The 10,922-nt window shown below is 70.0% G+C and carries 13 protein-coding genes and 1 pseudogene; 9 read left to right on the top strand and 5 right to left on the bottom strand.

The window, feature by feature from the left end; genetic code table 11:
* Nucleotides 1-241 precede the first annotated feature (241 nt).
* The gene (locus tag PM1_RS15545) at nucleotides 242-787 is read right to left on the bottom strand and encodes a C40 family peptidase (RefSeq protein WP_009621828.1); all 546 of its coding nucleotides are present in this window, start codon (nucleotides 785-787) and stop codon (nucleotides 242-244) included.
* Between the two features lie 202 nt (nucleotides 788-989).
* Between PM1_RS15545 and PM1_RS15540 the strand changes: the two genes are divergently transcribed.
* Together PM1_RS15540 and PM1_RS15535 are read left to right on the top strand one after the other, a co-directional pair.
* The gene (locus PM1_RS15540; RefSeq protein ID WP_009621830.1) at nucleotides 990-1,688 is read left to right on the top strand and encodes an AzlC family ABC transporter permease; all 699 of its coding nucleotides are present in this window, start codon (nucleotides 990-992) and stop codon (nucleotides 1,686-1,688) included.
* Nucleotides 1,685-1,999: an AzlD domain-containing protein gene (locus PM1_RS15535; RefSeq protein ID WP_009621832.1), complete on the top strand. Its 315-nt coding sequence runs from the start codon at nucleotides 1,685-1,687 to the stop codon at nucleotides 1,997-1,999. Before PM1_RS15540 ends, PM1_RS15535 begins: the two co-directional genes overlap by 4 nt.
* Nucleotides 2,000-2,257: 258 nt before the next feature.
* Here PM1_RS15535 and PM1_RS15530 read toward each other — a convergent pair whose 3' ends face one another.
* Both PM1_RS15530 and PM1_RS15525 read right to left on the bottom strand, forming a co-directional pair.
* Entirely contained in the window at nucleotides 2,258-2,590 is a 333-nt protein-coding gene (locus PM1_RS15530; protein WP_009621834.1) for an antibiotic biosynthesis monooxygenase family protein, read from the bottom strand.
* Complete coding sequence (locus PM1_RS15525; protein WP_009621841.1) at nucleotides 2,587-3,309, bottom strand: CTP synthase C-terminal region-related (seleno)protein; 723 nt, start codon at nucleotides 3,307-3,309, stop codon at nucleotides 2,587-2,589. The genes PM1_RS15530 and PM1_RS15525 overlap by 4 nt, the downstream gene beginning before the upstream one ends.
* Nucleotides 3,310-3,414: 105 nt before the next feature.
* Here PM1_RS15525 and PM1_RS15520 point away from each other — a divergent pair, with 105 nt between their 5' ends.
* From PM1_RS15520 to PM1_RS15495, 6 genes and pseudogenes are all read left to right on the top strand, one after another.
* On the top strand, nucleotides 3,415-4,299 hold the full coding sequence (locus PM1_RS15520; protein WP_009621842.1) for a LysR family transcriptional regulator: 885 nt from the start codon (nucleotides 3,415-3,417) through the stop codon (nucleotides 4,297-4,299).
* 79 nt (nucleotides 4,300-4,378) lie between these two features.
* Entirely contained in the window at nucleotides 4,379-4,642 is a 264-nt protein-coding gene (locus PM1_RS15515) for a DUF6021 family protein (protein WP_009621843.1), read from the top strand.
* A gap of 81 nt (nucleotides 4,643-4,723) precedes the next feature.
* Nucleotides 4,724-4,882: pseudogene (locus PM1_RS15510) on the top strand (GFA family protein); the annotation flags it as partial.
* A gap of 327 nt (nucleotides 4,883-5,209) precedes the next feature.
* The gene (locus PM1_RS15505) at nucleotides 5,210-6,346 is read left to right on the top strand and encodes a saccharopine dehydrogenase family protein (protein WP_009621845.1); all 1,137 of its coding nucleotides are present in this window, start codon (nucleotides 5,210-5,212) and stop codon (nucleotides 6,344-6,346) included.
* A gap of 128 nt (nucleotides 6,347-6,474) precedes the next feature.
* The gene (ubiM, locus tag PM1_RS15500; protein ID WP_009621847.1) at nucleotides 6,475-7,647 is read left to right on the top strand and encodes a 5-demethoxyubiquinol-8 5-hydroxylase UbiM; all 1,173 of its coding nucleotides are present in this window, start codon (nucleotides 6,475-6,477) and stop codon (nucleotides 7,645-7,647) included.
* Nucleotides 7,648-7,710: 63 nt separating this feature from the next.
* Entirely contained in the window at nucleotides 7,711-8,031 is a 321-nt protein-coding gene (locus PM1_RS15495; protein ID WP_009621849.1) for a DUF2025 family protein, read from the top strand.
* A 405-nt stretch (nucleotides 8,032-8,436) separates the two neighbouring features.
* Here the strand turns inward: PM1_RS15495 and PM1_RS15490 are convergent, their stop codons facing one another.
* The gene (locus PM1_RS15490; protein WP_009621850.1) at nucleotides 8,437-9,195 is read right to left on the bottom strand and encodes an SDR family NAD(P)-dependent oxidoreductase; all 759 of its coding nucleotides are present in this window, start codon (nucleotides 9,193-9,195) and stop codon (nucleotides 8,437-8,439) included.
* Nucleotides 9,196-9,317: 122 nt separating this feature from the next.
* On the opposite strand from PM1_RS15490, the gene PM1_RS15485 reads away from it, so the two are divergent.
* Nucleotides 9,318-10,217: a LysR family transcriptional regulator gene (locus PM1_RS15485; protein WP_009621852.1), complete on the top strand. Its 900-nt coding sequence runs from the start codon at nucleotides 9,318-9,320 to the stop codon at nucleotides 10,215-10,217.
* Between the two features lie 17 nt (nucleotides 10,218-10,234).
* Here the strand turns inward: PM1_RS15485 and PM1_RS15480 are convergent, their stop codons facing one another.
* Complete coding sequence (locus PM1_RS15480; protein WP_009621854.1) at nucleotides 10,235-10,876, bottom strand: HD domain-containing protein; 642 nt, start codon at nucleotides 10,874-10,876, stop codon at nucleotides 10,235-10,237.
* Nucleotides 10,877-10,922: the final 46 nt, after the last annotated feature.

Here is a 10,922-nt window from a genome sequence, read left to right as displayed (position 1 = left end):
GCGTTATCCGCCGTTTGACCTCGGTTCCCGGCGGCTCCGGGGTTGGCCTGGGCGTTGGCTGTGGCCTCGGTGTATCGGCGTATAACCGCGAACGGTTATACGCCCTACGTCAAGCTCGGGTCTGGCGTAGGGCGCATAACGCCTACGGCGTTATCCGCCGTTTGGCCTTGGTTCCCGGCGGCTCCGGGGTTGGCCTGGGCGTTGGCTGTGGTCTCGGTGTATCGGCGTATAACCGCGAACTTCAGTGCCTGAACCGCCGCGCCGTGGTGAAATTACGATCCCAATAATTGTTGCTCAACGAATCGATGCGCACCGACTTGCCGCTGCGCGGCGCGTGAATGAAGCGGTCGTCGCCCAGGTACAGCCCGACATGGCTGACCCGCGCGCCGCCATTGTGACTGAAGAACACCGCATCCCCCGGCTTGAGCGCGTGGCGCGGCACCTGGCGGTGCTTCTGGCGGATCATCGAACGGGTGGTGCGCGGCAGCTCCAGGCCGATCTCCTTGCGGAACAGGTAGACCAGCAGGCCGCTGCAATCGAAGCCGGTTTTCGCCGAGGTACCTCCCCAGCGGTACGGCGTGCCCACCAGTTCCTGCGCGCTCTGCAGCAGGCGGTGCATGTCGCCGTCCGGGGCGCCGGGCTTCAGGCCGGGCTGCGCGCCGGGGCGGAAGAACTGCGTCAGGGCGCCTTCCTGCGCCTGGTAGCTGCGCCAGGTCGGCGCGTCCAGCAGGTCGGCCGATGTGGCCAGGGGAAACAGGCAGAACAACGACAGCAGGAAGATACGCACGACAGGGACCGCAAGGAGGTAGTGGGAGCTGTAGCCATCCTAGGTATCGGCCTACGAACGGTCAGTCGGAAAATTCATCTACTCCAGGCGGAAAGTGCCTAACACTTTCCAATGCGCCACTGGCAAGTGCGCAAGAACGTTCAAGGCGGGCGACGAAGGTTTCTGCCAAGCTGGGCGCCTTACTGCCTCGAAAGCGTCATCCATGTCAGAACAACTGCTTCCCTCCCGCGCCTTCCTCAAGGGCGCCATCGCCATCCTGCCGCTGTCCATCGCGGTGCTGCCCTGGGGCCTGCTGGCCGGCTCGCTGGCCATCGAGGCCGGCCTCTCGCCGCTGCACGGCCAGGGCCTGTCGGCCATCGTCTTCGCCGGCGCCGCGCAACTGGTGGCCATCGGTATGCTCAAGGGCGGCGCCGGGTTCTTCTCGATCATGATCACCACGCTGCTGCTGACCTCGCAGCACCTGCTCTACGGCATGAGCATGCGCCCGGTGATCGCCGGACTGCCCGGGCGCTGGCGCCTGGGCCTGGGCTTCCTGCTCACCGACGAGTTCTTCGCCCTGACCAGCCAGCACGACCGCGAGACCTTCAACCGCTGGTACGCCCTGGGCGTGGGCCTGACCTTCTACGTGGCCTGGAACCTCTTCACCCTGGCCGGCGTGCTGCTGGGCAGCAGCATCCCGGGCCTGGAGCACCTGGGCCTGGACTTCTCCGTGGCCGCCACCTTCGTGGCGCTGATCGCGCCGGTGGTGCGCAGCGTGCCGACGGTGGTCTGCGTGGCGGTGTCGCTGTTCTGCTCGGTGCTGTTCAGCTACTGGCAACTGGGCTCGGCCCTGGTGCTCGCGGGCCTGGCGGGCATGACCGCGGGCTTTGTCTGCAACAAGTTCGGCGGGAGGTCGGTATGATGGTGTGGGCCGTGATCATCGGCATGGGGCTGATCGTCTTCTTCAACCGCTACGTGTTCCTCGAACCGCGCCTGCCCATCCGCCTGGGCAGCAACGTCCGGCAGTTCCTCGGCTTCGCCGTGCCGGGGATGCTCACGGCCATCTGCGGGCCCATCGTGTTCCTGCCCGAGCACCAGCTGAACCTGCGCCTGGACAACCCCTACCTGCTGGGCTCGCTGGTGGCGGTGGGGCTGGTGCTGTGGACGCGCAACACGCTGCTCAGCGTGCTGCTGAGCATGGGGGTGTTCTTCCTGTTGCGCTGGTGGTTGTAGCGAATCGCGGACGGAGTCCGCTCCTACATGGCGGCGTCTTTCGTAGGATGGTGTTGAGCGAAGCGATACCCATCGCCGTGGCAGCATGGGTTTCGCAGGTCACCCCATCCTACGACCGTGCGTCCCTGGATCCGTAGGGCGAATAACCGTTCGCGGTTATCCGCCGATACACCGACGCCATGGCCAACGCCCAGGTCTCCCCTGGAGTCGCCGGGGATCAAGGCTAAACGGCGGATAACGCCGGAGGCGTTATGCGCCCTACGGGCAGTGGCGTTCGAACCCATAGGCCCGATCGACCCTCGCCACCCGCACGCGAAAACGCTCGTACCAATCCCGCCGTCCACCTTCACGTGCCAGCTTGTGCTCGGCATTCTCCCGCCACCGGCGAATGCTGTCTTCGTCCTGCCAGTACGACACCGTGATACCCAGCCCGTCCTCTCCACGCGCCGACTCCACCCCAAGGAACCCCGGCTGCTCGGCGGCCAGTTCGAGCATCCGTTCGGCCGCCTCGCCATAGCCGGCCTCCAGCGGCGTGCGCAGGGAGGTGAAGATCACCGCGTAGTAGGGTGGCTCGGGCGTCGTGGCGGTCATGCTGCGCTCCTGGCGTACTGGTTGGCGGCGCGCAGGAAGGCTTCGGCCAGGGGCACGCTGACCCCGGCCAGGGCCTTGCGCTCGGGTTGGAACAGGGTGGCGACGAAGAACGGATGGTCGCTGGCCTCCAGGGCGCGGATGCTGCCGTCCTCGCCGTGGGCGCTGGCGTGCAGGCCGCTGTCGAACAGCGCCGCCTGGTAATCCGGGTTGACGCCATAGCTGCAGCGATAACCTTCGCGGATGCTCGGCTTGCCGTAGACGCTGGCCAGGCGCGAGCCGGGCTGCAGGCGGATGTCCTCGCGCACCTCGATCAGCGAGCAGGGCAGGGCGTGGATCACCGGCCGCGCCGCGCGCGGTTCGACCTCGCCGTGGGCGGCGTCGTCCCAGCCCAGGACGTTGCGGGCGCGTTCCAGCAGCGCGTGCTGGAAGCCGGCGCAGGTGCCCAGGTAGGGCACGCCGCGGGTGCGCGCGTAGGTGATGGCGCGCAGCGCGCCCTCGGTGCTGCGGTAGGGGCTGCCGGGGGTGCACCAGAAGCCGGAGTAGGCGTCCAGCGCCAGGCCGTTGGCCAGCCGCTCGGTATCCAGCCACTCCAGGCGCAAGGCGCCGGCATGGGGCAGCAGCGACTGCTGCAGCGCCAGGGGAATGGCCCAGTGCGCGGTGACCCGGCTGTCGCGGTCGCCGATCAGGCCGATCCGCAGTAGTTTCCGCACCTTCCGCATCGCTCGTTCCCCCTGCGCTGGCGCCCGTTGGCGGGCTTCTCCGGGCAATTTATAGTTGCGCCGATGCAATCGAAATGGGCGGTTGCGCAATTCAAGAGTGCGTCAATGCAATATCGACTGGAATACGCCGACCTTTCCCTGGTACTGGCTCTGGTGCGCGGCGGCAGCCTGGCGCGGGCCGCGGAACTGCTGGCGGTGGACGTGTCCACGGTGTTCCGCGCGGTGCGCCGGCTGGAGAAGGCCCTGGGCATGGCGCTGTTCGAGAAGGGCCGCGCCGGCTACCTGCCCAGCGCCACCGCGCAACAGCTGGCGCGCCAGGCGGAACTGGCTGAGCAGGCCCTGGAGGCGGCGCGGGTGGGCCTGGAGCAGGGTCGCGAAGTGCTCAGCGGCACGGTGCGCCTGACCTGCACCGACGCCGTGCTGCACGGCCTGCTGCTGCCGGCGCTGGGCCGTTTCATGGGCGGCTACCCCGGCCTGCACCTGGAACTCTCCACCTCCAACGCCTTCGCCAACCTCAGCCGGCGCGACGCCGACGTCGCTCTGCGCCTGACCACCGCGCCGCCGGACTACCTGGTGGGCCGCTGCCTGGGCGAGGTGCGCTACGCCCTGTGCGCCCACGAAAGCTACCTGGCCGCCCAGGCCGGGCGCGACTGGAGCGAACTGAGCTGGATCGCTCCGGACGAATTCATGCCCGACCACCCCAGCGTCGCCTGGCGTCGCCAGCTGTACCCGGCGCTCACCCCGGCCTACCGCTGCGGCAGCATCCTCTCGGTGCTCGAACTGTGCCGCGCCGGCCTGGGCCTGGCGGCGCTGCCGGACTACCTGCTGCGCGAAGGCGACGGCCTGCGCGTGCTGCAATACGACCTGCCGGGTTGCGCCACCGCGCTGTGGTTGCTGACGCGGCCGGACTGCCGGGCCCTGCGCACCGTGGTCACGCTGTTCGAGGAACTGGCGCGGCACATCCGTCTGCCACCGCCGGCCGGACATTGAACGGCTGTCCGACGAAAAGAGCGAACCTGCGCCCGCCATCGTCCTCCAATGGCCATCGCCGCATCGACCGGAGGTCGCCATGAACCCGACTCTGCACAAATGGCTGGGCAACCCCTGGCCGCAACGCGACGGCGAAAACGCCGCCCGCGGCCTGCCGGGCTACCCGCGGGACGCCGAGCAGGACGCGGAAATCGTCAGGAGCCTGGGCTTCGACCCCGACTCGCCGGACCTGGCCGACCCGCAGATCGACCCGCCGCAGCCACCCCACCCACCCCGCGAAGGCCCCAGCCCGCAGCGCCACAAACGCGCGCCGGGCGAGCAGTACCCGCCTTATGGCGACTGAGGCCGGACCAGCCAACGGCAGGGCTGCAGCGCCTGCGCACATCCCCTAGACTGGCGTCTTTCATGGATAGGGGAGCAAGGCATGTACCGGGGAAGCTGTCTGTGCGGCGCCATCGCCTTCGTGCTCGAAGGCGAGCTGGCGCCCATCCAGGTCTGCCACTGCGGGCAGTGCCGCAAGGCCCAGGGCGGGCCTTTCGCCACCAACATCCCGGTGCGCCGCGAGGCCCTGCGCCTGCTGGCGGGCCAGGAACAGCTGCGCGCCTTCGAGTCCTCGCCGGGCAAGCGCCGCTGGTTCTGCGCGCTGCGGCTCGCCGATCTACAGCGAGCGCGACGCCTTGCCCGGCATCCTGCGGCTGCGTGCCGGCGCCCTCGACGGGGAGTTGCCGAGCCGCCCGGAGGCTCATTACTACGTGGCCTCGGCGGCCAACTGGTGGCCGCTGGACGACGACCTGCCGCGCCATCCCGCCGGCAAGCCCGGTTGAGCGCGGCGGCGAGGTTGTCATGTTCGTTGCGTTCACCGCGCGTTACCCTGTGGGCCGTTTGAGTGGCTGATCGTCAAGGAGGAGCGATGTCGGCATCACCCGGCCATTTTCGCGTCATGGTGCTCGGCGGCTATGGCAATTTCGGCAGCCTGATCGTCCGCCGCCTGGCCGGCATCGACGGCATGCGCGTGCTGGTCGCCGGGCGCGACCGCAAGCGCGCCGGCCTGCTGGCCGCGGAGGTGGGCGGCGAGGCGGTGTGCCTGGACATGAACCAGCCGACCCTCGCCGGGCGCCTGCGCGAGTTGGGGGTGGACCTGCTGATTTCCACCGCCGGCCCGTTCCAGGCCCAGGACTACCGGGCGGCGCGCGCCGCGGTAGCGGCGGGGGCGCACTACGTCGACCTGGCCGACGCCCGCGAATTCGTCTGCGCCATCGGCGAGCTGGACCGGGCGGCGCGCAGTGCGGGGGTGCTGGTGTGCGCCGGCGCCAGTTCGGTGCCGGCGCTCAGCGCCGCGGTGGTCGATGAACTGTTGCCGCGCTTCGCCCGCCTGGACGCCATCCACCACGGCATCAGCTCGTCGGCGAAGATTCCCGGCCAGGCCACCCTGGCGGCCGTGCTCGGCTACTGCGGCAAGCCGCTGCGCCAGTTGCGCGACGGCCGCTGGCAGGCGGTGTACGGCTGGCAGGACCTGGTCGCCCACCGCTTCCCGGCGCCCCTGGGGCGGCGCTGGCTGGCCAACTGCGACGTGCCCGACCTGGAACTCTTCCCGCAGCGCTACCCGACGGTGCGCGAAGTGCGCTTCGGCGCCGGCCTGGGCCTGCGCAGCACGCATTTCGGCACCTGGGCTCTGTCCTGGCTGGTGCGCCTGGGCGTGCTGCGTGACGCCAGCCGCCTGAGCCCCTGGCTGCAGCGCCTGGCCCAGGGCCTGGAGCCGCTGGGCGACGGGCGCAGCGGCATGTTCGTGCGCCTGGAAGGCGAGGGCGCCGACGGCCGGCCCCTGCGCCTGTGCTGGGAGCTGCAGGCGGCCGACGACCACGGGCCGAACATCCCCTGCATGGCGGCGGTGGCCCTGGCCCGCAAGCTGGCGGCCGGGCGCCTGGACAAACGCGGCGCCACGCCCTGCGTCGGCCTGCTGGGCCTGGACGACTACCTCGCCGAGCTGGAAGGCCTGAGCGTGCGCCATGGCCTGCGCGAGCTGGGGCCGGAGAGCGCCCGCGGCTGATACCCCGGAAGCGGTATGCGCGCCGGCGCCGCAGGCCCGTCCGCCGCCGGCTACTGATCCACGACAAGAAACGCGCCGGGCGCCCGCCCTAGACTCCGTGACCGCCCATCCCGCGAGAGGAGTCACCCATGCACGTGGATATCGCCATCGTCGGCGCCGGCCCCGCCGGGCTCTGCCTGGCCCGCGCCCTGTCCGGCCATGGCCTGTCGATCCTGCTGATCGAGCGCCAGGCCCGCGCCGCCCTGGCCGAGCCGGCGGAAGACGGCCGTGAGATCGCCCTGACGCACGCCTCGCGCAACCAACTGCAACGGCTCGGTATCTGGCCGCGGCTGGCCGCCCAGGACATCGCGCCGCTGCGCGATGCCCAGGTGCTCAACGGCCCCTCTCTATTCGCCCTGCGCATCGATGCCGGCCTGGCCGGCGCCGGCCAGCTCGGCCACCTGGTGCCGAACCGGGCGATCCGCCGCGCCGCCTTCGAGGAGGTGCAGGACTGCGCCGACGTGACCCTGCTCGACGGCCGCGCACTGCAATCGGCCAGGGTCGCCGGCGACCGCGCCCGGCTCACCCTCGACAACGGCGAGCAGCTGACCGCCGACCTGCTGGTGGCCGCCGACAGCCGCTTCTCGGAAACCCGCCGCATGCTCGGCATAGGCGCGCGCATGGAAGACTTCGGCAAGACCATGCTGGTCTGCCGCATGGCCCACGCCAAGCCCCACCAGCAGGTGGCCTGGGAATGGTTCGGCTACGGCCAGACCCTGGCCCTGCTGCCGCTCAACGGCGACGTCTCGTCGGTGGTGCTGACCCTGCCGCAGCACGAGATGGCCCAGGTAATGGCGCTGGACGAAGCAGCCTTCGCCCGCGACATCGAGCGCCGCTTCGAACACCGCCTGGGCAGCATGGCCCTGCTCGGGCAGCGCCATTGCTACCCGCTGGTGGGCGTCTACGCCGACCGCTTCGCCGGCCCGCGCTGTGCGCTGCTGGGCGATGCCGCGGTGGGCATGCACCCGGTCACCGCCCACGGCTTCAACTTCGGCCTGCAGAGCGCCCGGCGCCTGGCCGCCGAAGTGCTGGCGGCCAAACGCAAGGGCGGCGACCCGGGCGCCGCCGGTCCGCTGCGCCGCTACGCCCTGGCGCACCGCCTGGCGACCTGGCCGCTGTACCAGGCCACCAGCCTGATCGCCGGGCTGTACAACGACCCGCGCCCGCCGGCGCGCCTGCTGCGCAACGCCGGCCTGCGCCTGGCCCAGGGCCTGCCGCCGTTGCGCCAGGCCATCGCCCGGCACCTGACGCAGAACGCCTGACACACCGGCCTGGCCCGGGGGAGGGCGCGGGCCGCGATTCGAGAAAGAACGGGAGGAAAGACCATGGCCCTGACATCCGCCGACATCTGCGCCGCCGCCGATCGCCTGAAGGGCTTCGTCGGCTTCAACCGCAAGACCGGCAAGTACCTGGTGCGTTTCAGCGAGGACTCCTTCGGCCTCGACGTGGACGAGGACAGCATCGTCCCGGCCTGCGAGTTCGTCTGGGCGCAGAAGACCGGCGAGCTGATGACCCTCAGCCGCGAATGCCTGCAGATCCTCCAGGCGCAGAACATCGCCGAGCGCCTGGAATTCGGCGAGGCGCTGCAGACCTACCTGCGGCGCACCGACCTGCCGGAAATCTGCGCCCAGCGCCAGCTGAAGTAGCCGGCGCCGCCTGGAAGCGTCGGCCAATGCATTGGGGCGCCAGGTGTGGCCGGTGAGTCCGCTCCTACGCCCGAGCTTCCCTGCCGGCTGCGCCGAGGCGCTCTTCGTAGGATGGGTTGAGCCTTGGCGAAACCCATGCGGTCGTGGCGATGGGTATCGCTTCGCTCAACACCATCCTACGCGGCGTCGTGTTCGCCGGTGGGGTAGGAGCAACTGTCTTGCGCCGAGGTGCTTTTCGTAGGATGGGTTGAGCCTTGGCGAAACCCATGCGGTGGTGGCGATGGGTATCGCTTCGCTCAACGCCATCCTACGCGGCGGCGTGTTTGCCTGAGGGGTAGGAGCGGACTCCGTCCGCGATTCGGCGGATAACGCCGTTGCCCAAGGGCGCCAGGATGGCCGGCAGGCTCAGAGGAACATCCCGCCGGAGGCCTCCACCCGTTGGCCATTGATCCAGCGGCTGTTATCGGCCAGCAGCGCCACCACGGCGCCGCCGATGTCGTCCGGCAGACCGGCGCGGCCCAGCGCGGTGTTGCCGGCGATCTGCCGGTTGACCTCGGCATTGTCGCGCACCAGGCCACCGCTGAAGTCGGTCTCGATGGCGCCAGGGGCGAGGATATTCACCGAGATGCCGCGCCCGCCCAGTTCCTTGGCCTGGTAGCGGCTCAGCACCTCCATCGCCCCCTTCATGGCTGCGTAGGCGGCATGGCCGGGCAGGGTGAAGCGGGTGAGGCCGGTGGAGACGTTGAGGATGCGCCCGCCATCGGCGAGCAGCGGCAGCAGCTTCTGGGTGAGGAAGAAGGGGCCCTTGAGGTGGATGTTCAGCAACTGGTCGAACTGCGCCTCGGTGGTCTCGGCGAAGGCCGCGTGGATGCCGATGCCGGCGTTGTTCACCAGGTAGTCGAACTGCGGGCGGCCGAAGTGCTCCTTCAGCACGCTCTCCACGCGCTGGGCGAAGTCGGAGAAGCTGGCGCTGTCGGCGACGTCCAGGGGCAGCATCCGCACCCGGGCGCCGTGCTGTTCGATCTCGTCGGCGACGATGCGGGCTTCGTCGGCCTGGCTGCGGTAGGTACCGATGATGTCGACGCCGGCTTCGGCCAGGTGCAGCGCGGCGTTGCGGCCCAGGCCGCGGCTGGCGCCGGTGATGAGGGCGATCTTGCGGGACATGGCGTGGCTCCTGTGGGGGTTGGCTTCGGGGACAAGGTTATTGTCCTGCTGGTTGCTGATAAACCTGGCGGAATCGGAAATACTGCTCGCCATAACCGAACAATCCGCAGGCCCCGCCGCCCATGATCAAGCCCGAACTGTTGCGCACCTTCGTGCGCGTCACCGAACTCTCCAGCTTCACCCAGGCCGGCGAGCAGCTGGGGCTGCCGCGCTCCAGCGTTTCCGAGCAGGTCCAGGCGCTGGAGGAACTGCTCGGCACCCGCCTGCTGCAGCGCACCACGCGCAAGGTCCGGGCGACCCAGGACGGCCTGGTGTTCTACGAGCGTAGCAAGGAGCTGCTGGCGCAGATGGACGAGCTGCAGGGGCTGTTCCGCCGCGACGGCGAGGTGCTCGCCGGGCGCCTGCGGGTGGACATGCCGACCATAGTGGCGCGCAAGGTGGTGATGCCGCGCCTGGGCGAATTCACCGCCCGCCATCCGCAGCTGGAACTGGAAGTGAGCAGCACCGACCGCCGCGTCGACCTGGTGCGCGAAGGCTTCGACTGCGTGCTGCGCGTGGGCGGCGCCGCGGACGCCTCGCTGGTGGCGCGCCCGCTGGGCGGCTTCGAGCAGGTGAATTGCGCCAGCCCCGCCTACCTGCAGGCCTTCGGCACCCCACGCAGCCTGGACGACCTGGCCGGGCACCGCTTGGTGCACTACGTCCCCGTGCTGGGCACACGCCCGGCGGGCTTCGAATACCGCCGCGAGGGCAGGACGCACTTTCTGCCGATGGCCGGCAGCGTGACGGTGAACAACGCCGAGGCCTACGAGGGCGCCTGCCTCGGCGGGCTGGGCATCATCCAGGCGCCGCGCCACGGCCTGCGCGACTACCTGGCCGACGGCCGTCTGCTGGAGGTGCTGCCGGACCTGCGCCCGGCGCCGCTGGAGGTGACGCTGCTCTACGCGCACCGCCGCCAGCCGCCGCGGGTGCGGCTGTTCATGCAGTGGCTGCAGGGCCTGGTGGAGGAGGTGGCCGGCCTCTGAGCCGGCCGCGGACAACCTCAGCTCGGCCAGTCCGAGTCGAGAATGATCCGGCAGAAGTCGGCGCGTTCGAACTGCGCATCCTTCAGGGCCAGGACGTCGGCCTTGACGTTGCCGAAGGTGGTCTGCGGCTTGTCCTTGATGCCCTGGTAGAAGGCTTCGATGATGTCGTTCTTGAAGTCGCCGCCGCGCGGGTGGGCGGCCACCACGGCGTCGCGCACGGCTTCGGGGAACTCGGCGTAGTCGATGCCCAGCACGTCCATCTCCACCCCGGCGGTGACCAGGGCGATCTCCGCGCGCATGTGCTGCGGGATGCCCGGGGTGGTGTGCAGGGCGATGGCGGTCCATACGGTCTCCACGTCGCGCTCGGCGATGCCGTGGCTGCGCAGGAACTCGGCGGCGCAGTCGGCGCCGTCCACCTCGAAGCGCTCGCACTTGCTGCAGTAGCGCGGCAGCAGGCCCATGTCGTGGAACATGGCGCCGGCGTACAGCAGCTCGGCGTCGTACTGCAGGCCCCGGCGCGCGCCGGCCAGCGCGCCCCAGTAGTACACCCGCGAGGAGTGGTGGAACAGCAGCGGGGTGGCGGTGTCGCGCACCAGTTCGGTGATCTCGCGGGCGAGCTGGCTGTCGGGGACTTTCACCCCTTGGATGTCGAGGGTCATGGCGGCCTCCTGGTGAGTGGTTGCGGCGCTGTGCTGCCGTGCCCTC

The sequence above is a fragment of the Pseudomonas sp. M1 genome (genome assembly GCF_022760135.1).
Taxonomy (GTDB): Bacteria; Pseudomonadota; Gammaproteobacteria; order Pseudomonadales; family Pseudomonadaceae; genus Pseudomonas; species Pseudomonas citronellolis.
This window is presented reverse-complemented; position numbering and strand designations above follow the sequence as displayed.